Raw genomic sequence first — 23314 nt, 5'->3', positions numbered from 1 at the left:
AGGATATAGGTAGAATGGAAAATCTAGCAAGCCTACCAGAAGTACAAAAGATCATCTCGATTGGTAAAGCAAATCGAGAAGTATCGTATGATGAGATCAATGAAATACTACCGGATAAAATTCTAAATTCCGAAAAGATTGATGATGTCTTCACCTTGTTACACGAGATGGGGATTGAGATTGTTGAAGAGTATTCTAAAAAATCGTTAGAAGAATCAAGTAGCCTCACAACAACCAAAGAAGAAACGACTAAGGAAACAAAAGAGAAACCTGCACGTAAAAAAAGAGAGTCCAGTGTTTCTTCCAGTTCTGAAGATCCGATTCGTCTTTACTTAAAAGAAATTGGAAAGGTATCACTTATCTCTGGTGAAACAGAGGTTTTCCTTGCCAAACGGATTGAGAAGGGTGAAAAGATCATTGAAGAAACGATTTTAAGTTCTTCGATCCTTAGACAAAACTTTGCAAAGTTAATTCCAAAAATTAAGTCCAAAAAAATCAAAGTGTATGACTTGGTGAAAGTGGACAAAATGTACGCACTCAACCAAGAGCAAGCGGACAAACTCGAAAAAGTATTTTTCGAAAATATGGAACTCATCCAACAGGATGAAAAAGTACTCAACGAATCCACAAACCGCATTCGTAAGTATTCAGAGAATTCTAAGAAGTTCAAAGAACTGAAAGAAAAAATCGATTTGTCCACAGGCAAAATTGATGAAGCCATTCGTAAAATTGGTGTTTCTCAAAAAGAAATCCAAAAGATCTCTCAAAAGATCAAATCAATGGTTTTCCGTGTAAAGGAAATTGAAAAACACTTCCTTAAAATCAAAGCCAAATACGGACATGATGTTCGTGAAATCAAAGCCCTCAACCGTTTCATCGAAAAAAATGAAAACCTAGATGAAATCGAAAAGATGATGGGGTGCGACATTGATGAAGTCAGAGAAGTCATCAAAGACATTCGTAATAATGAAAGAAAACTCCGTCGTATGGAACAAGAAGCAGGTTCTCCTGTTGGCGAAATCAAAGACTGGGGTGAAAAAATCATCAAAGGGGAAAGGGAAATCGCTCAAGCAAAACGAGAACTTGTGCGAGCAAACCTTCGTTTGGTGGTCTCCATTGCAAAACGTTATGCAAACCGCGGGATGCATTTTTTTGATTTGATCCAAGAAGGAAATATCGGTCTCATTCGTGCAGTCGATAAATTTGAATACAAAAAAGGGTATAAGTTTTCCACTTACGCCACTTGGTGGATCAGACAAGCCATTACCCGTGCGATTTCTGATCAGGCTCGAACCATCCGTGTTCCAGTTCACATGATCGAACAGGTGAACAAAGTGATCCGAGAAACTCGTCTCTTTGTCCAAGAGTTTGGCCGTGATCCATCCAATGATGAGATAGCAGAACGACTCGGTTGGCCCGTGCAGAAAGTAAAAGCTGTGAAAAACGTTGCCCGTGAACCAATTTCTCTCGAGATCCCAGTGGGTTCAGAAGAAGATTCGGAACTCGGAGATTTCATTGAGGACAAAGAAGTGATCTCACCTTTGAACTCGGCTGCGTCATCGATCCTATCAGAACAAATCAGGCAAGTCTTACAAACACTCCCTGCCCGTGAACAAAAAGTCATTCGTATGCGTTTTGGTTTGGATGATGGCTATGCACAGACTCTAGAAGAAGTCGGTTACCAATTCAAAGTGACTCGTGAGAGGATTCGTCAAATTGAAGCCAAGGCTCTCAGAAGGCTCCGCCACCCAAGCCGCTCGAAAAAACTGAAAGACTATATCGATTAAAGAAAACTGTTTTTTACTTGATTGGTCTTTCGAAGAGATTCATGGTTTTTTTTATCCATGGATCTCTTTTTGTTTCTAAAGTCGTTCTTATCCCGTATGCAATTCCTTTCTCACACTCACCGCAAGCCGTTCGGGCCATCCCGTTTCTCTTTTTTCCATCGGCATTTCAATCTTCTCCCCATACTCTTACTCTCTCTCAGCCTCCATTGCCAAAAATCAGAAACACAATTGGACTATGATAAAACCCAAAGTGTGGGGCAAGTAAGTCCGGAAGAACCTTGGAGGTTTAGTCCTGAATTCGCTTTGGATGAAAAGTATGGAACCGCATTTTGTGCGAGTGCCAAAGAAGTTGGATCTGGATTCACAATTTTTTTATCCAATAAAACTCAGTTTTCAGCATTGCAGTTGTTAAATGGGTTTCATCGCAGTGCTAATGATCTAAAAAATCATGACATGGTTAAAAAACTTAGGGTATCTTCCTTTTGGATGGAAAAAAACGATTCCAAAAATAAATTGAAGGAAGACCGCACAAAAGACATTGAACTCACGAAAGCGAAGTTTGGAAAACAAGGTTTACAAGTTGTGGATTTGGATTCCACGTTTGAAGGCAATGTGATCCGATTTGAAATTTTGGAAACGGTTGGCCAAGGGAACACAGGCCGTGTTTGTTTGTCGGAAATCAAAATGGGTGAGGTAAAAAAAGAGGGATTTTTTCCTTATCCATGGGTTTCTTTTGATAAAATCAAACGAACCATCACACAGTTTGGAAAGGCCGAGAGGCATGCTTATGGTTTCAAACAATTGGTATTAGCCAATGCAAAAGGGACCATTTTGTTTTATGACCAAGGAACCGTGTTACCTGTATTTTTTAAACCAGACCAAACCTTTAGTTTTTCAGAGATGTATGGAGAAGGGGACCCCACTGGTTTTTTACCATCCATTGTAGGTACTTATACATTATTACAATCTTCAGAAGAGGGTTTGGAATTAAACCTTAGCTATTTTGATAACGGTGGGATTGAACGTAACATTTCTTGGATCTTCAAACGGGCTGAGGTTGGGGATGAAGATTATGAAAACTTTAAAACCAAATTAGGGACAAAATTTTCAGAAGTGTACCAACCCAAAACCCATTTCCTTTTTGTTTTGAAGGAAAAAGAAACAGGGCGCACGTTTTATCATTACGAACTACCAATTCCAAAATAGTTTTCTAACGTAAGATTGAAATAAAAAACGAAGCGAGCATGGAATTCCTTTGCTACTTCCCACGAAAGGAATTTTAGGAATCTTTTGCTTCCAACACTTGCATCAAAAAAGTTTTGATGATGCGAGACTCATTTTTTAAATAAATCAAATGATTCAAATGCCAAACGATTGGTAGGAATAGGATCATAGGTGAAATTTTAGAAGTTGCATTCAGGATACCGAATGTATCAGAAATGATCAGTGTGATCACAATTAGGTAAAATAATGAGGTTATGAAGGTAAACATTGGGTGGGGTTTTGTTATGATTGAGATAAAGGAAATCTTTGCTTCAGGAAAAATTGTGCCTTGTAAATAAGGGATTGCTATGCTAGAAGAACCCATAGCCTCACCTCTATAAGAACCCTTTCGATACATTTGGAACTGATTTTTAATGATTCTATGGAAGTATTTTTCTTGTAAAATCGATGAGATCCGATCCAAAATTTTTTTTTCTGAAAGATGTGTATAAAGAACGTAGCTTTCTCTCATAAATAAATAGTTTACTAAAATTTTGGATTTTGAAACCAAAGTTTCCTTTTTTATATGAAAAATATTTTCTAAATCCATTGATTTTGTCGTTTGGTCTATTTTTGAACAAAAGTGTTGCCGGTGCATGCCTCTTCAGGCAACACCAGTCTTTATCATTTTCTTTGAGTTAGGCGATCGTTTTCTTTAAATCCTTAATGTGTTTGAGGAGTTCGTTAAGAGAAGATTTTTTCTCTGTTTCTTTCCATCCAAGTTCTTTGGCAAGGATGTTGTTTGTAGGAATGGCGAGCGACTCTGCTAATTTTAAATCCAAAAAGATAAGCCTCCACCTTCTCGACAAAACATCGGATACAGATAAGGCAAATTCTTTTTTCACAAAGTGTTTGATCTCTTCCACAAAGTAACCTGTTCCTTTTTTGATTTCTTTTGGTTTTTTCCCAAGGATGAGAGGGACCTCTCCACCATAGGCATCTGCCAACCGAACTGCTGTTTCATAGGGTAAGTCATACATCGTTTGGATTTTTGCGACGAGGTGTTTGCTGTACCCATCAGCACCTGGGAAGGCAAAACTTGCAGTGAAACATTTCATTTTGGATGGCAATTTCCCTACGGCGATGAGTTTGTCTGTTAGGTCCTCTGCCATTTTCCGGAAGGTAGACCATTTGCCACCAGACATGGTCACAAGTCCTGAATCAGAGACCAGGATGGCTTCTTCTCTGGAAATGGATTTTGTATCTTTTTTGTCACCTGTGGAGATAAGAGGTCTCAGGCCACTAAACACGGATTCGATGTCTTCTTTGGTTAACTTTGTATCTAAATAATCATTCCCTGTTTTGAGTAAAAATTCGACTTCCGATTGTAAGGGGAGAGGTTCATTTTCAATTTTTTGGATTGGAGTGTCTGTGGTTCCGAGTAACACTTTTCCTTCCCAAGGGATGACAAAGACCACTCTGCCATCCGCAGTTTTTGGGATGATCATGGCGGTGCGGCAAGGCAATTTTTCTTTATCAAAAACAAGGTGGATGCCTTGGCTTGGGGCAAGTACATTTTCTGTGTTCGGGTCATCCAATTTGCGTAGGGAATCAATCCAAACTCCCGTTGTGTTTGCGACTACTTTTGCTCGTATGGAAACAACCTTTTTCGTTATCGAATCCTTCGCAGTCACACCAATGATCCTTCCATTGGCATCTTTTAAAAAGTTTGTCACTTCGATCCTTGAGACAACATCGGCTCCATTTTCCTTTGCAGCCCGAACTGTGGTGACATTAAGCCGAGCATCATTGAACTGGGCATCATAATAGGAAATCCCACCCTTTAGGTTTTGTTTTTTTAACGATGCAAAATAATCCAGAGCAGTTGCTTTTGAGATCCTTTCGTGGCCAGGGACAATGGACTTTCCTGCGAGTAGGTCATACATGGTAAGGCCAATGGAGTAAAATGGTTTTTCCCACCAAACATAGGTTGGTAAAACAAATTGTAATGGTTTCACTAAGTGTGGTGCATTGGTGAGCAGGCGTTTTCTTTCGGAAAGTGCTTCGTAAATTAACTTAAAATGGAACTGAGCCAGATAACGGACACCGCCATGGATGAGTTTGGTAGAACGCGAACTTGTCCCTTGGGAAAAATCCCCCTTTTCTAATAGGGCTACTTTGTACCCTCGAAGGCTGGCATCCAGGGCAGTGCCGGAACCAGTGGCACCACCACCTAAAATTAAAATATCATACTGGGTGGATTCTAACTGTTTCAGCGTTTGTTTTCTTTCATCTAAATGGTTCATAAGGGTTTTTACGTACTTTGGTGGTTGCCTATAGAGATTCTAAGGTTAGTGTTGTCAAAAGTCACCTTTTCTACCATCGAAAATTTTTGAAATTGTTATGAAAACTGAAACAGAATTGAACCAAGAATTAGTTACCATCCGCCGGGGCACTGTTGAGATCATCAGTGAAGTGGAACTTCTAGATAAAATCAAAGCCAAACCTTCCCTGACAATCAAAACTGGATTTGATCCCACGGCACCCGATTTACACTTAGGTCATTTCGTATTACTTAGAAAATTAAAACATTTCCAAGACCTAGGGCATGAAGTTTGTTTTATGCTTGGTGACTTCACCGCCATGATTGGTGACCCAACGGGAAAATCGGAAACAAGAAAAAGGTTAAGCAAAGAAGAAGTTTTAGAAAATTCCAAAACATACCAAACGCAAGTGTTTAAGATCTTAGATCCAAAGAAAACGAAAATCCTTTATAACTCCCATTGGTGTTCGGAAATGAAATTTGAAGATGTCCTTGTGTTAACATCCAAATACACAGTCTCGCGGATGTTAGAACGTGATGATTTCACCAAACGCCATAAAGCAGGAACTCCTATTTCTATGATTGAGTTTTTATACCCACTTGTGCAAGGGTATGATTCAGTCGCCATGAAGTCCGATGTGGAACTTGGAGGAACTGACCAAAAATTTAACATGTTAGTTGGTCGCGACTTACAAAGAGAATACGGTCAAAAACCACAAGTCGTCATCACCTTGCCACTCCTCGTTGGCCTTGATGGTGTAAAAAAAATGTCAAAGTCTCTTGGGAACTATGTTGGCATTATTGAAAAACCCATTGATATGTATGGAAAAATCATGTCCATCTCCGATGAATTGATGTGGAATTATTTTGAACTGCTCACAGACATTCCACTCGTCGATGTGGAAAAACGAAAAGAGGGGATTCGTTCCAAAACACTCCACCCCAAGGAAGTGAAAACAGAATTGGCCCTTCTCATTATGGACCAACTCCATCCAAAGGAAGAGAACCGTAAGGCTGTGGAAGAGTGGACAGCCATCCACAATACCAAAAACAGAGCTTTGCCTGACGATATCCCAACAGAGGTTTTGGACGGAGCATGGTTTTCGGAAAAACCACCGCTCCTAGTTTATGTTCTGTCCCAACTCAAATTCATCCCCAGTGTTTCCGAGGGTCGTAGGCTCATCCAAGCGGGGGGATTGTATTTGGATGAGGAAAAAATTTCAGATCCTAGCCTTGTTTTGGAAAAAGGGAAGGAATACCTCATCCGACAAGGCAAGAAAGGAAAATTTTTAAAGCTCAAAACATAAAGGAGAGGTGGGACTAGTATAGAACCCTAGGTCCCTTTCCGATAATCGATACTAAGGAAAGCCATACCTAAATGTCACTCGATCCGACAAACGAAGAGAAAGAAATTCAGGACATTGTCCATGAACTTTCGAAGGACATTGAAAAGGATCGGTTGTTTGCCAAAAAACTCCGTCGTTTTGCCTTTATTTCGGCGCTTTCCTTTGTGGGACTCACTGTGCTTGTACTTTGTGGGTATCTACTTTATTTAAGCCTCAGTGTGACTAAACTCGAAACAGAAGTCAAAGAAAAGGAACGAAGTTTACGAGAGCTCGAACAATCTCTCTTTTCTTTGATGTACCAAGAGCAACTCCGAGAAGAAAATGCACTTGCCGGTGATGCAGAACCCGACACTGAACTTGCCAAACAAGTGGATGAAAATATTGAATTCCTAAAAGAAGTCAGTGCCAACACAAAAGGCCGTAATATTTTAAGAGGGAATGAAGCTCACAAAGAAATTGCTTTGACCTTTGATTTGGCGACTGGGGAAGAACTTCCCGTATTGTACAATTATATCAAAGAACACAAAATCAAAGTGACTTTGTTTTTATCCAATGAAAGGCCTTCCGATACCAATGGTTCCTTTTTTGTTAGGCAAAATTTAGATTATATCAAACGGATGGCAAAAACCGGCGCAGTGGAATTTGGGAACCATACCTGGTCTCATTTTAACTACCAACGATCTGTTACGGAAACATCCTTAAAAAAAAGGATGGTACTGGATTATTTATCAAAATCAGTACTCGACCTCCCACGAATGGCAGAAGAATTAAAACGAGTCGAAGATACTTTTTATACCCTCACCAAACAAGAATTAAAGAAATATTATAGATTGCCTTATGGAGCTCTCAGCCAATTGATTTTAGATGCCCATGCAAGTTTAGGGTATACGGATCATATCATGTGGTCTAATAATGCGAAAGGTTCCCTCGACCTTCCTGATTACATTAGCAAACAATTCCTTTATAAAAAAACATCCAAAGGCAAAAAGGAAGTGGTGAAAAACCCACACTACAAAACAGGTGAGGAAACCTTAACCTTTCTCGACAATTGGGAAAAAGCAGACCCCCATGGAATGAATGGAGCCATCATCCTCATGCACCTTGGTGGCCCACGTAAATTTGATAAACTAATTTATATCTTACCAACTTTCATCGAACGGATGAAGGAGAAAGGGTATCATTTCGTTACCCTTTCTGAAGTACTAAACAACGAAAAAGACTAACAACAAAAAAAACTGGCAGTATCCTTTTTCGTAAAGGATACTCGTTTCCAATTCCATTTTGCCTTTAGACAAATTGTTTTTTTCTCTTTTGCAAATGCTGGGAAATTCGGTCCCGAAACATATACAAATTTAGATAAAATACTGGTACCATGATGAGTGTGATGAAGGTGGCAAAGGCAAGCCCCCATCCAAAAGCAAGTGCCATCGGTACAAGGAATGGATCCTTTCCTCCAATCCCATATGCTGTTGGTAACAATCCAAGGACCGTTGTGACTGTTGTGAGCATAACAGCACGTAGACGGATACTTCCTGCTTCCACTAATAATTCAAAAGTGGATTTGGAAGGATCTTCAATTCTAAGTTGGTTTGCACAATCCACAAGGACAATGGAGTCGTTGACGACTACCCCCGCAAGTCCAATGATTCCAAGGAAAGCCAAAAAGGAGAAGGGTTGTCCGTGCAACAAAAAGGCAAAGATCACTCCAATCACTGCAAACGGAATGGCACTCATCACGATCAGTGGTTGGGCCAAGGATCGGAAGAGGGATGCAAGGATCATATAAATGATAAGCAGTCCCACAAGGAAGGCTCGGCCAAGTGAGGCCATCGACTCTTCCGTGTCTTTATTTTCCCCAGAGAAACGAACGGAATACCCAGGGTATTTGGCTATGATGCCTTCTGTCAGTTGTTTTGCCTCTAAATTGACCTGCCTTGATGTGGAAACGGTTTCATCGATATTGGATGTTACTGTCAGGAGTCGTTTGCCATCTAAGTGGTTGATGGATGCACGACCTGGATTTCGGTCATAGCTTGTGAGTCTTGATACAGGGATTAGATTTCCTGTTAGGTTATTGACATATACTTTATTTAAGTGTGCGAGGGAGGACCTGTATTCTTCGGGAAAACGAACTCTTACATCCACTTCCTCATCTGCCCTTTTGATTTTCGTTGAAACGGTTCCTTGTAAAGCAGTGTTGATGGCAAGTGAAACTGATTGGACACTTACGCCCGCAAAGGAAGCAAGGGATTCGTCAACAGACACTCTGATTTCATCCTTTCCTTCGTTAAAATCATCACCAATGTCTGTGACACCTTTGATTTTAGCGAGGGCTGCTTTGTACTCAGCACCTATTTTGAGTAAGGTGGCAAAATCGTCTCCTTTGATTTCAATTGCAACAGGTTTTCCAACAGGAGGTCCTCCTGCCAATTTTTCAAACTCTAAGTTGACCAATTTTCCTTTGAGGGGTAAAAACTCGGAAGGAATGGCATCAATTTGGATTTTATCGTCTTGTTTTTTCTCCAAGTTTTCCTTTGCTAATTTTTCTTCGAGTAAAGCCAGGGCTTTTTCATTGAGCAAATACTTGGAATTTTCTCGTACCACTTCGATGATTTTTTCCGTAGAACGTTCTCGGTTATCATCGGGAGTGAGGTAAACCATGACTTGTGCATAGTTTTTCCCTCTTTTGGTGAAAGGGTCATTCGGATCTTTTTGGATGATCCCCACTCGGGAAATGTAGTTTTCCACTTCACCTTCAGGGAGTTTTGCGATCGTGTGTTCAATGGCGCGGATGAACCGGTCTGTTTCTTCTAATTTTAATCCAGTTTCGGCTGTGACACGGATTTGGAAGGTTTCGATGGCACCGGGAAAAAGTTTAAATTTTCCAAATTTTGCTTGGATGGCGATAGAAAATACAAAGAGACCTAAGAGGAGTCCCACCATTTTCCAACGGTTCGTCAGTGCGAATCGGAGAAGGGGCAGATAGGTTTTTTCCTTAAATTTCAAAAACCAATGTGACTCTCCTTTCACTTCTCCTTTCATATCAGTGGCCTTACTCACATCATATAAGTGAGAAGGTAACATAAAAAAAGCCTCAAACAAAGAACTCAGAAGCGATAAAATCACAACAAGGGGAATGGAGTGGATGAACTTCCCAAAGATCCCAGTCATAAACAACATGGGCCCAAAGGCAGCAATGGTAGTTGTCACGGTGGCTGTCACTGGTGCGAGGACTTCGCTTGTCCCTCGCATCGCCGCTTCAAATGGTTCTTCCCCCATTTCTAAGTGGCGGTATACGTTTTCACAAATGATGATGGCATCATCCACTAAAATCCCCACAACGATGATAAGGCCCATCATCGAAATTAGGTTTAATGTAAGGCCCATATAATTCATGGCCACAAAGGTCATGGCAATTGAGATTGGGATCCCAAGTGCTGTCATAAGTGCCATTCGCCATCCTAGGAATACAAAGAGGGATGCCGTGACAAGAATGAGACCAGAAACTGCGTTGGATGTAAGCACACCAAGCCTTCTTCTAATGTACTTTGATAGATCGTTAACAAACGCGTGTTTGACGGATCCTTTTGTGGATTTGATAAAACTTTCTACTACTTTTTTGGATTCATCTACAACTGAGATCGCATCGGCTTTTTCCCGTTTGATGACTGTCAGGGCTATGGCGATGTTTCCATTGGATTTGTCTAAATAATCGGAATCTTCAAATCCTTCTGTCACACGAGCGACATCTCGTATGCGTACAGAACGACCTGCATCATTTGTACGAATGAACACGTTTTCAATCTCTTCTGCTGTATCAAACTCACCAACAGTGCGAACAATGATTTCTCTAGTTTTTTCATTGATGTTCCCCCCCGGGAAATTGATATTCCGTAGGCGTAATGCATTGATCACTTGAGTTGAGGAAAGGGACATACTTCGCAATTTGTCTGGATCTAAGTCCACCTTCATCTCACGTTCGCGCCAACCACGTTTCGTAATCCTTGCGACAGTTGGTAAGTCTTTTAATTTTTCTTCTAAAATTTTGGCTTGGTCTCTGAGTTCCTTTGCCGTTAACACAGGTTTTCCGTCTTTCATGTCGGATGTTAGGTGGATCTCAATCACAGGTTGTCTTGCCGTTGTGATCTCTGTTACGATTGGGTCTTCCGCATCTGTGGGAAGGTCCTGGATGCGGTCAATGGCAGACTTCAAATCATCCACCACTTTCTGGGTATTTTTGGTATTCGGATCGATAGTGATGATGATACCTGATCGGTTCTCAAGCGAAGCCGAACGAAATTCTTTGATCCCATCCACTTCTTTGATGGCGTCTTCGAGTGGTTTTGTGACAAGTTTTTCCACATCGGCAGGTGCTGCGCCTGGATAAATGGTGGTTACACTAACGATATCAAAATTGATATTGGGGAATGCTTCCCTGTTCATGGTAGCGGCAGTAAACCCACCAACGAGTAAAATGAGAAATGTCAAAAGATTTACAAATAAACTTTTGGAGAGAAAATACTGAACGATGGATGAACCCATACAAACTCCTGCAAGTGACTAAACTTACAAATTCAATCGAGATAAACTTAATCCAACAATTTGCCTGCGGTATCAATGTCATCATTGAAACCAAACAACTTTGTGCTCTTCAGACGATCAACATACAAGACACCAAACAAATGGTCACATTCATGTTGTAATACGATGGCTCTGTAACCTTCAATGATTTCGTCATGTTCAGTGAAGTTTTCATCCCGCCATTTCATACGAATTTTGTTTGGTCTTTCCACATACCCACGCATACCAGGGACAGACAAACAACCTTCCCAGAACCCATCGCCAGGTGGACTTAATGGAGTGATCTCTGGATTGATGATGATTTGGTTTGGAACTTCGGGGGTTCCTGGATAACGTTCGTTGTCATCCTCTTGACCCACGACCACTAATTTTTTCAAAACACCAATTTGTGGGGCGGCAAGACCCACACCGTCGGCATGGCGCATCGTTTCGAACATATCTCGGATCAGTTTTTTGAAATCTTTGGTTTGGATTTCGGATTCGGTGACATCTTCACTCGTTTGACGAAGGAGTGGGTTCCCAATTTTCAGAATTTTACGTACTGCCATAATCTAATATGGAATAGATTGAAAAAGGTCACTGAATGATCAAGTGAACTCCTATCCAATTGAAAAAGAATTTGACAGTATGGGCTTAAAACGTTGGAATCTCGGGAGGGATTTTGGAGACGAGGGGAATCGAACCCCCGACCTTTTGAATGCCATTCAAACGCTCTCCCAACTGAGCTACGTCCCCTTGTGCTAATCCAAGGTGTGAGAATGCGTTTGTCTGTCAACAGAATCCCAAAATGGCTAAGGAACCACGAACTTTATGGGACAAGATACGGTAGAAGAACTCACTAAAAAATTGAAAATCCAATCGGATATCATCAAAGGGTATGAAAAAGTTCTTAGGCTCAATGAACAAGAATTAGCAAACGCAGACGAAATCATTCGTATGTATGAACAAATCATCGATTATTCACGAGTAGAACTAAGAGAAGCGAAAGAAACGGTAGAAGCAAGCACAATGGTTTCCAATTTAAGCCGTGACGAATTAATGTCAGCCTTTGACAAAATCAAATCCCTCGAAGATGCCAATCGTAAACTGAGAGAAGAATCTTTAAAGTTTAGCAAAGATTAAACCATTGAAACCAAATTCCCTTCCGCCAATTATCTTAAAAAACAAAGATGGCGGATTTTATCTTTCCTCCTCATCCGAACTTGACGATGTATACCATTTTATCCTAGGGCAGGCAAAACGATTTGTATCAGCAAAATCAGCCGCCATTTATGTTCGCAACGAAAGAGGGAATTTAAGCCGGATTGGACTCATCCAAGACAAAATCAATGCAGGTAAGATCGCCAAACATGTGTTTAAATCCAAAAAAAGTATCCTTGTTAAAAAAGGAACAACTTTGGATCCAAACGAAGCTCCTGTTTCGGAGTCATATATTGCCTGTTATTTGGGAGATGAAATCGGGGACATGGCACTCGGTGTACTCGTTCTCGAAGGCATCAAACATTTTCAAAATTTTTCTGAACAAGATTTAGATTTAATCAACTATTTTAGTGCGAATTTAAATGCACTATTTAAAGACACTGTGTTTTCAGAAGAGGAACCACAGTTTTTTAATTCCTTAACAACTTCAGTTTTACTTCTCATTGATAATGCCAATATCCACAATAATAATAATAGGTTGCAATACTTCTTAGAAGAAATCATCCGCGTTGCAGTCCTCATCAATACGAGTGTGGATTTGGAACACGTTCTTGTGATGGTGATGGAATCGGCAAAGTCTGTATTTCGGACAGAAGCAAGTTCACTGCTTCTCTTAGATGAAAAAAAAGAATTTTTAGTTTTTCATACTGTTACTGGTGAAAAAAGAGAAGAGGTTTCCAAAATCAAAGTACCTGTGGGCCAAGGGATTGCGGGGACTGTGGCTGTTACAAAACAACCGATGATCATCAATGATGCACAAAATGATGATAGGGTGTTCCGAGACGTAGATAAAGCATCGAACTTTGTCACAAGAAATATTTTGGCAAGTCCCCTTATTGTGGGTGACGAAGTGATTGGTGTGATTGAAGCCATCAATACCATCGATCGTAATAATTTTAGCCAGGACGATATCGATACCTTCCTTTCTTTTTCCAGTGCTTGTGCGGTTGCTATCCAAAAAACGAGGTTACTTGAAAACCTAAACATCACGAACCTCGAACTCAAACAAAAATTAAGCACCCTTGAATCCATTTTTGATTTAGGGCAGGCCGTTCTTGAGTCCCATGACGAGTTGGGTCTTATGTCAAAAACCCTTAGCATTCTCACCAAAGAGTTGTCATGCGAAGATGCGGGGATGGTCATCATCGAGGAAAAAAACAAAAACAGAATCCAAGTGTATGCAAGGCAACTTGGGATTGTGAGAGAATCATTTTTTCCGATGTTTGAAAGCCGTTTGTTTTTAAGCCTTATGGAATCGGGAAATCCTCGGATGGCTGTTGTCACACCGCAACTCGAGGAATCGTTTTTAGAGTTAGAATTTTATACTTTAAAGAAAAATTTTCTCATTTTACCCATTGCACCGCGGGGAGGGAATTTACGAGCTGCCCTTTACGTCAGTGGGAAACATTCGGCTCATTCGTTCAATGAAACTGACCTGCGGATGTTAAAAACATTATCATCACCACTGGCCAAAGCATACGAAAACTTAAAACTCAACCAAGAAATCATTACAAAAAAATCGATAGAAAAAGAAATCGAGATCACAAGAAAAATCCAAAACAATATTTTGCCGAATGCATTGATACAATCACCTCTCTTTGATTTGGGTGTGATGTCAGTTGCCGCCAAAGAAGTGTCAGGTGATTTTTACGATTTCCATGCTTTTGGAGATGAACAGTTTTCATTCCTTGTTGCCGACGTGTCTGGGAAAAGTTTACCTGCGGCAATTTTTATGGCGATGTCTAGTTCCATCATACGGACACTTTCTAGAACAACGGACCTGCCCCCTTCCGAACTCCTTTTTCGCGCAAACCAATTGATTTATGAAGATAGCCAATCAGGGATGTTTGTGACACTGTTCCTTGTCAATTACCAAAGGAAAACCCGCACTTTAAAATTTGCCTCAGCTGGCCACAATGACCAAATTTGGATCCGAAGTGATGGAAGTTTTGAACTCCTAAAAGGAAAAGGGGCACCCCTTGGTGTGGTCCCTCATACGAACTACCAGGGTGGTGAGATCCAATTAGAGCCTGGGGATATTTTGGTTTTTTATACAGATGGAGCCATTGAGGAAAAAAGTCCCGATGGGGAAGAGTATGGACTCGATAGGTTTATTGATTTTATCATCCAAAGAAGGTATGAGCCGTCTCAAAAAATCGTAGAATCGGTATATGACGACATTCGTTCCTTTTCCCGTTCGGAAGAACAATATGATGATTTTACGGTAATGGTATTAAAATTTGCAGAGGTGACGAGTTTTGAAATGGTAAAAACCTTTGATGCACATCCAAATGAAATTCCCAAACTCCGTGATTTTATTTCAGAACATTTAGAATCCAAAATCACAAAACCTTTTGCCTTTGATGACATCTTAATATCTTTGGATGAAGCAGCGACAAACATCGTGATGCATAGTTATAAAGATACAGAACTTCAAAACCCAAAGTTTGAATGTAAATTTGAGCTGATCGGTGATAAGTTAAAAATTGTTCTCGTAGATGAAGGGAAACCCTTCGACAGAAAAAAAGTTCCGAAACCTTCCGTGGAAGCCAATTTGAAAGGCGAACGAAAGGGAGGATTTGGCGTTTATCTCATGGAAACCCTTATGGACAAAGTTTCATATGAGTACAATGGGAAACAAAACATAACCTATTTGGAGAAAACAATCGTATGAACGAAGATAAAATTGGAATTCGGTCGGAAGAGCTGGAAAATAAGATGGTTGTGCATGTCCAAGGCAATTTGGACGTTCACAACACACATAAAATTGAAAAGGATTTGCTAAACCTAGTGAGTTCCTCTGGTAAATCCGTGATTTTTAATTTGAGTGAAGTGCCTTTCATTTCCTCCGCAGGACTTCGCCTCCTTGTCACAACCCTTAGGCATTGCCAAGAGCAGAAAATCAGCATTTCCATTTGTGGATTACAACCTGCAGTCGAAAAAGTTTTCGATATCATCGGGATGCAGCAGTTATTCACAATTTATCCGGATTTAGACGCAGCTTTAAAGTAAAAATCACTTTTCTAAGTGATCCTAAACAAAACATTGGAAAAAAACTTATGGAAACCATGCAGTATTCCCTAAACAACCCGTTCAAAGAATCCAAGGCTCCGGAGACCAAAACCGGCATTTATGATGATGCTCTCAAACTCGGTAAGGAATTAATCGAGAAACCGTTTCTTGGCGGTGGTGAGGACAGAATTCGTGTCCAACATTCCAAAAACAGGATGACTGTTTGGGAAAGGATCAAAGTCCTCACAGACGAAGAACCAAACATCACCTACCAAAACTGGGGTCCCAATTTAGATGGTGCTTCCATTGTCACAGGAATTTTAAATATCAAAGGCCGCGATGTGGCGGTTTATGGGCATGATTTTACACTCCGCGCAGGTTCCATGGATGCGACAAACGGTAGTAAATTGGCTCGCCTCATCCAAATGGCAGGAACTCACGGCATCCCACTTATCGGGATGAACGACTCCGCAGGTGCCTATGTGCCAGCAGGTGTGGGTGGGCTTGACGGATACTCGGAAGCGTTCACAGCACTCCGTAAAATCAGTGGGGTTGTTCCATCTGTGATGCTTATGTTTGGGTTTAACGCTGGTGGTGGGGCATACCTGCCTCGCCAAGGGTCTTTTATGATCCAATGTGATGGAACCTTTTTTGGTCTCACTGGACCTGGTGTTGTAAAGTCAGTCCTTGGGGAAGATATCTCTGCAGAAGACTTAGGTGGACCAAAAGTCCACGGCCAATCAGGAGTGGTGGACCTTGTGACAGGGGACGAGTTAGGATCACTGCGTACAGCGATTCGATTGTTATCTTACCTTCCGGACAATAACCATAGTTTTGCGCCTTTTTACCCAACCTCCGACCCAGTGGACCGATTCATTTACGAAGAAGATATCCTTTTCCGTAAAACGTTTAATTCTCCTACTGGGATGAACACTCCTTTCGACATCACTCTTTACTTACAACAAATCTGTGACCATGGTGAGTTCTTTGAACTCCAACCGCAAAGGGCGCGTAACATCGTGACTGCCTTTGGAAGGATTGGTGGCCATGTCGTTGGATTTCTTGCCAATAACTCGGCTGTGTCTTCAGGCCAAATTGACATTGGAGCCTCACGCAAAGGGACTCGATTTGTTCGTTTCTGTAACCTCTACAATATCCCAATGGTGTTTGTAGAAGACACCACTGGATTTTTACCAGGTCGTGACCAAGAACACAATGGAATTGTTCTCGAAGGACGAAAACTCCTCGATTCCATCATTGACCTTCGTACCCCTAGGCTCACACTCATCATCCGAAATGCGTTTGGTGGAGCTTATGCAACATTTAACTCCTATTTTACGGGAGCATCCATGGTATTTGCTCTTCCCACTGCAAGGATTGCCGTTATGGGCCCTGCAGGAAAAGAGTATGTCTACAAAGATGAGATCACAAATGTTCAAAAAGAATTTTTGGCAAATATCAAAAAAGGTATGAGCGAAAAAGAAGCAGCCGCAACTCGCGATGCAAAACTTTTTGAAATCGGCCAACGGTATGAAAAAGAACTGATGAATCCAAAAGAAGCCCTTTCGCTTGGATCTGTTTCTTCTATCATTTTACCAGGTTACACTCGTAATGTTCTATCCAAAAACTTGAGTTTTCTCATGTCCAAATACAAACCGGCGGAAATGTCCGGACCTCAAAGGGAGTTTGAATAATTTCCATGTTAGATAAGAATTTAAAACGCATTCAGTTCCAAGAATCAGAGTCCGCATGGATTCGTTCCTTTACTGTGGAATCCATCAAATGCCTCATTGTTTGCCGTGGCCCTGTTCGTAAGGAAACCATGGATGTCTTTGATGCCATTGGCGTGAAAGAATATGGAATTTTACTTTCGGAAAAAGATTCCATTGTGTACCCAAAGGCACTCGCACCAGAACTTCGTAACTTCCGTTTTCCAGAAAACATCCACCGCGTTCCTGATTATATGGGAGCAGGGAAGGAAGAAAAAGAAGAGCGCATCCACCAAATCATAGGGATCGCAAAAGACAATGGATACTCTCATATCTTTGCTGGTTACGGATTTATGGCAGAAGATGCTGAGTTCATTGAAGCCATCGAAAAAGCGGGGATCATCTTTATGGGACCAAGTTCCCATGTAGCAAAGGGAGCTGGTGCAAAAGACGAAGCAAAAAAACTGGCACGTAGTTTGAATGTATCCGTAACACCGGGTGTGGACAATATCACAGCCCTTGCCTTACTTCGTAAAACTGGTAATTCCAAAGACGGTCTCCTTAAAGTAGCAAAAGAAAATAACTTAAACTTCCAATTTGATGAGAAAAAGTCATTGGAAGACAATGCAGAAATCTTATTGCAACTTTCTTATGAAAAAACCATCGACATCACATCGATCCCTGATCTGCAAAAAGAATCAGAAATTTTATGTGAAGATATCTGGAAAAAATACCCAGGAAAACGAATTCGATTCAAATACATTGGCGGTGGTGGTGGAAAAGGCCAACGTGTGATTTCTTCCAAAGGAGAAATTGAATCGGCGGTAATGGAAATTTTAGCTGAATCCAAAGTCACTGCAGTTGGTTCCAACAGAAACTTTCTCATCGAACTCAATATCGAAAACACTCGCCATAATGAAATCCAAATGATTGGAAACGGGGAGTGGTCTTTATCACTTGGTGGTCGTGATTGTTCCTTACAGATGCACGAACAAAAATTGTTAGAGATTTCACAAACTGTAGAACTCTTAGAAAAAGAAGCAGACCTTGTTCGTTCTTCCAATCCTAAAAAAGCTGCCATCCTTGAAAAGGATGTCCAAACCTTAAAGGATATGGAACACCAAGCAGAAGTGTTTGGAAAGGCGATTCGTCTTAACTCCGTTTCAACTTTTGAGTGTATCGTAGAAGGGAATAGTTTCTTTTTTATGGAAGTGAACACTCGGATCCAGGTGGAACACCGTGTGACCGAGATGGTATACAAGATGAAGTTCACAAATCCAAATGATCCAAACGACTTCTTCTACATTGATTCCCTCGTGGAAGCAATGGCAGTTTTGTCCATCCACGGACCAAGAGTTCCAAAACCAGAACGGATTGTCCGAAATGTATCGGGTGCGGAAGTACGGATCAATGCAACAAACCGTGCCCTCCAACCACATGCTGGTGGGATCATCCAAAACTGGTCAAACCCTCTCCCGGAAGAGATTCGTGATGACCAAGGGATCTGTACGCGTAACCCTGATACAGGTGCCTTTGTGCACTACAATTTGGCAGGTGCTTATGATTCAAACGTAGCACTCATTGTTTCCTATGGAAATAGCCGAACTGAAAACCTTGAAATTTTAGGCAACATCCTTCGCAAAACAGAGCTTAGGGGTCAAAACCTAGAAACAAACTTACTTGTCCACTACGGTCTCATCCAATGGATTTTGGGTAAGGATGCAATGTTCAAACCATCCACTGCATTTATGATTTCCTATTTGGCAGGGATTGGTGCCTTGCAATCCATTATCAATGATTTGGATTTGGAATACCTTTGGTCAGAAAAAACAAAAGCAGCTGATGCCGACCTAAAAAAAATCCTCGGTAAAAAAATGACATTGGTTGTGAGACCAATGGAAAGATTACTTGCAAACCCGCACCTACTCGGTGGTTTTCTTGGATTCTTTGATGGAAAACTTTGGACTCGCAGTGGAAACAATGTAAGTTTCAATGAAAATCCAATCCAATTTTTAGATTCCTTGTACTATTATTTAAATTTAGATACAACGGAACAAAAAGCAAGTTCGGAAAAGATTTGGGACCACGATGAAAAATTACTGATTGAAGCAAAAGAATTTTATGCAGAGTTTTCCAAACGTACTGGATTCAAAAACTGGAAAGAGATTTCCGAAGCATTTGCCAAAGGAAAAAATCCTTCCAAAGAAATTTCAGATGATCTTTGGGAAAAAGTAAAAGCAAGCCATAACGGATTCCAAGCAGGACTTGAAACCTTACTATTACTTCCAAAAATCGGAATCAAATCCAACTTTTTTGGTTTGGATGTGAATGCGGATTTGGATGGTGTTGTCCCTGATGAGTTTAAAAATAAAGATACAAGAGATGCTTTCATTAAAACTCTAAACCCTCCACCAAAGATGTCAGGTGATGAAATTGTGGCTCCAATGGGTGGTATGTTCTACTCAAAAGAAGCTCCAAACCTTCCACCACTTGTGAATGAAGGGGACCACTTCCAAGCAGGACAACCACTCTTTATCATTGAAGTGATGAAGATGTTTAACAAAATCCTTGCGCCAGTGAGTGGAACCGTGGTGAAAAATTTGATGGTGGATTCCGATGGAAAGATTGTGACAAAGGCGCAAGCCATCTTCAAAATCAAACCAGACGAAATTCTAAAAGAAGAATCTCCGGAAGAAATTCGCCAAAGAAAGGTAAAGGTAACAAAAGAATTAGGGCTCGGTTGATTCAACCGTAGCCAATGATCTTTTTATAGATTTCACCAAGTGGGAGGATGTGGTCAACACATCCTCTTTTGATTGCCTCTTTCGGCATTCCAAAGACAACAGACGTTTCCTCATTTTGGGCAATGGTTTCAGCCCCTGCCTCTTTCATTTCTTGTAAGCCAAGAGCTCCATCATCTCCCATACCTGTCATGATGATGCCCCGTGCATTTTTTCCGGCTTGTTTGGCAACCGATCGAAATAGAACATCCACCGATGGTTTGTGGCGGTTGACAAGTGGTCCATCCATTACTTCTACATAATACTGCGCCCCAGAACGTTTGAGAGTCATGTGTTTGTTCCCAGGCGCTATGAGGGCAAGTCCTCGCACCACACGGTCGCCATCGTTTGCTTCTTTGACACGGATTTCACAAATGGAATCCAAACGTTTGGCGAAAGCTTCTGTAAATTTTTCTGGCATATGTTGAACGATCACAATGCCTGGGGTGTTTTCTTTTGGAAGTTTCGTTAACACATGTTCTAGGGCGATTGTGCCACCAGTGGAGGTTCCAATCGCAATGATTTTTTCAGTTGCCTGTAAAGAAGATAACTCTTGTTTTTTATCGAGTTGGACTTTCAATTCTGTGGTTTTGGAAGGATTTGGTAGGTGTTTGGTGGACGCAGAAGCAGCAGCAAAAACAGCATCCGTGAGAGCAATTGTACTTTCATTTAAAAAATCTTTTAAACCAATTTTTGGTTTTGTGATGATGTCACAGGCGCCTAAGTTCATGGCAAGGATGGCAGTTTCGGATCCTTCTGTTGTGAGGGTCGAACAAATCACAACAGGTGTTGGCCTTTCTGACATGATTTTTTTTAAGAACGAAAGACCATCCATTCTTGGCATTTCAATGTCAAGAACGATTACATCGGGCCAAAGATTATTCATTTTGTCCATCGCAAAGATGGGGTCAGAGGCACTTCCTAAGAATTGGAACCGAGAATCTTGTTTAAAAATTTCAGTTAACACTTGTCTTACGACAGCTGAGTCATCAATTACAAAGACTTTAATTCTATTCATGGATTACTTTTTCTCTACCCAAACTTCTCCGTCCCAAACGGAAAAATAAATTTTTCTTGATTGGTTACCACCCAAGTCTTCTGAAATGATTTTGATTTTATTCGATGATAATATCTTTTTTGCAAATTCCGCATTCCGTGTGCCAATAAGACTTGTTGCATTATTTCTAAGAATTTCTCTTTCCTCGTTTAGAAACATGTTGGACCCTCCAAATATTTTTGCGAGGTAATCCTCTGCTTTGGTATGCGCTTTTTTGATTTCTTTGAGGAAGTATTCGAAGGCATCTTCCCCATATTTATACGTTTTTTCTAATTTAATATCAGAAGGATGTGGGAGTAGGTAGTGGCACATTCCTCCAAGATGGTATTTCGGATGCCATAAAACGATGGATACACAGGATCCAAGAAGTGTTCTCACTCGGTGGTGGTGGTCTCCAAAAAAGATCTCACCTGGTTTGAGGTAGGTATCAATCACTTCATAGGGAGGTTCCATATCACTCACTTATCTGAGATGAAGTTTCATGAATGTTTTGAATTTCGCTTAAATCCAAAATTTGATTGATTTTTAAAATGATTACAAATTGGTTTTCTAACTTACCAATGCCTTGGATAAAGTCCAAACGAATTTTTGAACCAAAACTTGGTGCTTCCTCAATTTGGGTTTCAGGAATATCAACAACTTCGTTAACGGCATCAACAAGTAAACCTACATCAATGTTCTCCTTCTCTAACTTGATTTCTGTAATGATGATGCAAGTTTTTCGATTCGTTTCTGTTTTCTTTTTGTAAAACCTAGTGTTTAAGTCAATCACGGGTACTACATTGCCACGCAAATTGATGACCCCAGGGATGTACTCTGGCATCATGGGAACATGAGTAACTGATTCAAACTCAATGATTTCTTTGATGTACAAAATCCCTAGTCCAAACAATTCATTGGAGAGTAGGAAGGTTAAGTATTGGATCTCTTGCATCACTTATCCCCTCAATATTTTTGGAACTTACCATGATCATCCAAGTCATCAGCTTTTTTGTTCACCATTTCCTTTTTCGGAGATGGGCTTTTCTGTGTTGGGTGTTTTAAAGCCTTTGGGTCTGCATTTTGTGTCACACTCGCCATTTTTCCAAGTTTGAAAAAACTGATGGATGAGAGCAATCGTTCTGCTTGTGCCTGTAATTCTTCCGCAATGGCTGCTAGTTCTTCAGAGGCACTTGCTGATTGTTGGGATACTTGGTCAAGTTGTCCCATGGCCTTATTCACCTCATTCACTCCAGAAGATTGTTCTTGGCTTGCGGCTGTGATTTCTTGCACAAGGTCCGCAGTTTTATTGATCGCAGGGACAATTTCTTCAATGAGTTTGCCGGCAGATTCTGCAATCTGAACGGAACTTCCAGCGAGGGTTCCAATTTCGTTTGCAGATTTTTGCGACCGTTCCGCAAGTTTACGCACTTCTGATGCCACTACTGCAAAACCTTTTCCATGTTCACCTGCTCGTGCTGCTTCAATTGCGGCATTTAACGCGAGTAAGTTTGTCTGGTAGGCAATGTCTTCAATGATAGAAATTTTATCTGCAATTTCTTTCATTGCTTTGACTGTGTTTTTCACAGCCTCACCACCTTGTTTTGCATCTTTAGCCGATTTTGTCGCAATGGTATCGGTTTGTTTTGCATTTTCAGCATTTTGGTCAATGGATGCACCCATTTCTTCTAGGGATGCCGATGTTTCTTCTACAGAAGCAGCTTGTTCACTTGCCCCTTGGGAAAGTGTACTGGCAGTGGATGCAACTTCGTCGGAAGCATTTACAAGCGCATCTGTATTGGTTCTCACTTCATTGATGATTTCTATTAATTTTTTAGAAGTATTATTGAAGGAATCACGAAGCCTAGCAAACCCTCCCTCATAATGGTTTGTAATGAGTTGGGTCAAATCTCCTTTTTCAAGAGCTGCAAGTCCTATCACTAAATCATCCACGATACGAGAAGTTTCAATGGCTAATTTTTTTTGTTCAGTGATGTCGGATGCAAACTTAATCACTTTGTACGGTTTTCCGTTCAAATCAAGGATTGGGTTATACGTGGCTTGTAACCAAACCTCCTTTCCACCTTTTCCAATTCGTTTGTATTCGGCCGTTTGGAATTCGCCACGACCAAGCGATGTCCAGAATTGTTTGTATTCTTCTGAATTCACATAATTTGGTTCCACAAACATACGATGGTGTTTCCCTTCGATTTCAGATAGGGAATAACCCATAGTAGATAAAAAGATATCATTTGCGGAAATGATGGTTCCATCTAAATGGAACTCAATGGTTGCCTGGGCTTTGTTGATGGCTTCGATTTGGCCAACAAACTCTCT

General features: G+C 40.8%; 17 protein-coding genes and 1 tRNA gene. 9 read left to right on the top strand and 9 right to left on the bottom strand.

All coding sequences use genetic code 11. The annotated features are described in order from the left end of the window. Nucleotides 1-14 precede the first annotated feature (14 nt). Nucleotides 15-1787, top strand: a complete 1773-nt coding sequence (rpoD, locus tag EHQ62_RS04195; protein WP_012388553.1) for an RNA polymerase sigma factor RpoD — start codon at nucleotides 15-17, stop codon at nucleotides 1785-1787. 228 nt (nucleotides 1788-2015) lie between these two features. Next, nucleotides 2016-2993 (top strand): NADase-type glycan-binding domain-containing protein, encoded by a 978-nt coding sequence (locus EHQ62_RS04190; RefSeq protein WP_425269520.1) that lies wholly within the window; start codon nucleotides 2016-2018, stop codon nucleotides 2991-2993. A gap of 73 nt (nucleotides 2994-3066) precedes the next feature. Here EHQ62_RS04190 and EHQ62_RS04185 read toward each other — a convergent pair whose 3' ends face one another. Further along, the gene (locus EHQ62_RS04185) at nucleotides 3067-3522 is read right to left on the bottom strand and encodes a hypothetical protein (RefSeq protein WP_135640965.1); all 456 of its coding nucleotides are present in this window, start codon (nucleotides 3520-3522) and stop codon (nucleotides 3067-3069) included. A 166-nt stretch (nucleotides 3523-3688) separates the two neighbouring features. Continuing rightward, nucleotides 3689-5296 carry a glycerol-3-phosphate dehydrogenase/oxidase gene (locus EHQ62_RS04180; protein WP_135640964.1) on the bottom strand — a complete coding sequence of 536 codons (1608 nt, stop codon included), beginning with the start codon at nucleotides 5294-5296 and terminating at the stop codon, nucleotides 3689-3691. Between the two features lie 97 nt (nucleotides 5297-5393). Here EHQ62_RS04180 and tyrS point away from each other — a divergent pair, with 97 nt between their 5' ends. Together tyrS and EHQ62_RS04170 are read left to right on the top strand one after the other, a co-directional pair. Next, complete coding sequence (gene tyrS, locus EHQ62_RS04175) at nucleotides 5394-6620, top strand: tyrosine--tRNA ligase (RefSeq protein WP_135640963.1); 1227 nt, start codon at nucleotides 5394-5396, stop codon at nucleotides 6618-6620. Between the two features lie 71 nt (nucleotides 6621-6691). Further along, the gene (locus EHQ62_RS04170) at nucleotides 6692-7882 is read left to right on the top strand and encodes a polysaccharide deacetylase family protein (protein ID WP_135640962.1); all 1191 of its coding nucleotides are present in this window, start codon (nucleotides 6692-6694) and stop codon (nucleotides 7880-7882) included. A 64-nt stretch (nucleotides 7883-7946) separates the two neighbouring features. On the opposite strand, the gene EHQ62_RS04165 is transcribed toward EHQ62_RS04170, so the two are convergent. The 3 genes from EHQ62_RS04165 to EHQ62_RS04155 form a co-directional block, all read right to left on the bottom strand. Then, a complete protein-coding gene (locus EHQ62_RS04165; RefSeq protein ID WP_135640961.1) occupies nucleotides 7947-11201 on the bottom strand; it encodes an efflux RND transporter permease subunit in 3255 nt (1084 codons plus the stop codon). A 47-nt stretch (nucleotides 11202-11248) separates the two neighbouring features. Continuing rightward, nucleotides 11249-11788: a peptide deformylase gene (gene def, locus EHQ62_RS04160; protein WP_135640960.1), complete on the bottom strand. Its 540-nt coding sequence runs from the start codon at nucleotides 11786-11788 to the stop codon at nucleotides 11249-11251. 114 nt (nucleotides 11789-11902) lie between these two features. Continuing rightward, a tRNA-Ala gene (locus tag EHQ62_RS04155) sits at nucleotides 11903-11975 on the bottom strand. A gap of 75 nt (nucleotides 11976-12050) precedes the next feature. Between EHQ62_RS04155 and EHQ62_RS04150 the strand changes: the two genes are divergently transcribed. From EHQ62_RS04150 to EHQ62_RS04130, 5 genes are read left to right on the top strand one after another with little or no spacing between them, the layout of a single operon-like run. Continuing rightward, a complete protein-coding gene (locus tag EHQ62_RS04150) occupies nucleotides 12051-12362 on the top strand; it encodes a hypothetical protein (protein ID WP_015675835.1) in 312 nt (103 codons plus the stop codon). 4 nt (nucleotides 12363-12366) lie between these two features. After that, nucleotides 12367-15114 (top strand): SpoIIE family protein phosphatase, encoded by a 2748-nt coding sequence (locus tag EHQ62_RS04145; RefSeq protein ID WP_135640959.1) that lies wholly within the window; start codon nucleotides 12367-12369, stop codon nucleotides 15112-15114. After that, nucleotides 15111-15452 (top strand): STAS domain-containing protein, encoded by a 342-nt coding sequence (locus tag EHQ62_RS04140; RefSeq protein WP_135640958.1) that lies wholly within the window; start codon nucleotides 15111-15113, stop codon nucleotides 15450-15452. The genes EHQ62_RS04145 and EHQ62_RS04140 overlap by 4 nt, the downstream gene beginning before the upstream one ends. A gap of 47 nt (nucleotides 15453-15499) precedes the next feature. Next, nucleotides 15500-17146 carry an acyl-CoA carboxylase subunit beta gene (locus EHQ62_RS04135; protein WP_135640957.1) on the top strand — a complete coding sequence of 549 codons (1647 nt, stop codon included), beginning with the start codon at nucleotides 15500-15502 and terminating at the stop codon, nucleotides 17144-17146. Between the two features lie 5 nt (nucleotides 17147-17151). After that, complete coding sequence (locus EHQ62_RS04130; protein ID WP_135640956.1) at nucleotides 17152-19905, top strand: ATP-binding protein; 2754 nt, start codon at nucleotides 17152-17154, stop codon at nucleotides 19903-19905. A 1-nt stretch (nucleotide 19906) separates the two neighbouring features. Here EHQ62_RS04130 and EHQ62_RS04125 read toward each other — a convergent pair whose 3' ends face one another. The 4 genes from EHQ62_RS04125 to EHQ62_RS18840 are packed head-to-tail and all read right to left on the bottom strand — an operon-like array spanning nucleotide 19907 to nucleotide 23287. Beyond that, nucleotides 19907-20959, bottom strand: coding sequence for a protein-glutamate methylesterase/protein-glutamine glutaminase (locus EHQ62_RS04125; RefSeq protein ID WP_135640955.1), 1053 nt, complete (start codon nucleotides 20957-20959; stop codon nucleotides 19907-19909). 3 nt (nucleotides 20960-20962) lie between these two features. Then, complete coding sequence (locus EHQ62_RS04120; RefSeq protein ID WP_135640954.1) at nucleotides 20963-21451, bottom strand: chemotaxis protein CheD; 489 nt, start codon at nucleotides 21449-21451, stop codon at nucleotides 20963-20965. 1 nt (nucleotide 21452) lies between these two features. Further along, a complete protein-coding gene (locus EHQ62_RS04115; RefSeq protein WP_135640953.1) occupies nucleotides 21453-21932 on the bottom strand; it encodes a chemotaxis protein CheW in 480 nt (159 codons plus the stop codon). Nucleotides 21933-21943: 11 nt separating this feature from the next. After that, a complete protein-coding gene (locus EHQ62_RS18840; RefSeq protein ID WP_476737798.1) occupies nucleotides 21944-23287 on the bottom strand; it encodes a methyl-accepting chemotaxis protein in 1344 nt (447 codons plus the stop codon). Between the last annotated feature and the right edge of the window lie 27 nt (nucleotides 23288-23314).

It is taken from the genome of Leptospira jelokensis, from assembly GCF_004769635.1.
Lineage (GTDB): Bacteria > Spirochaetota > Leptospiria > Leptospirales > Leptospiraceae > Leptospira_A > Leptospira_A jelokensis.
Note: the sequence above shows the minus strand (reverse complement) of the source record. Positions and strands in the feature narration are given on the sequence as shown.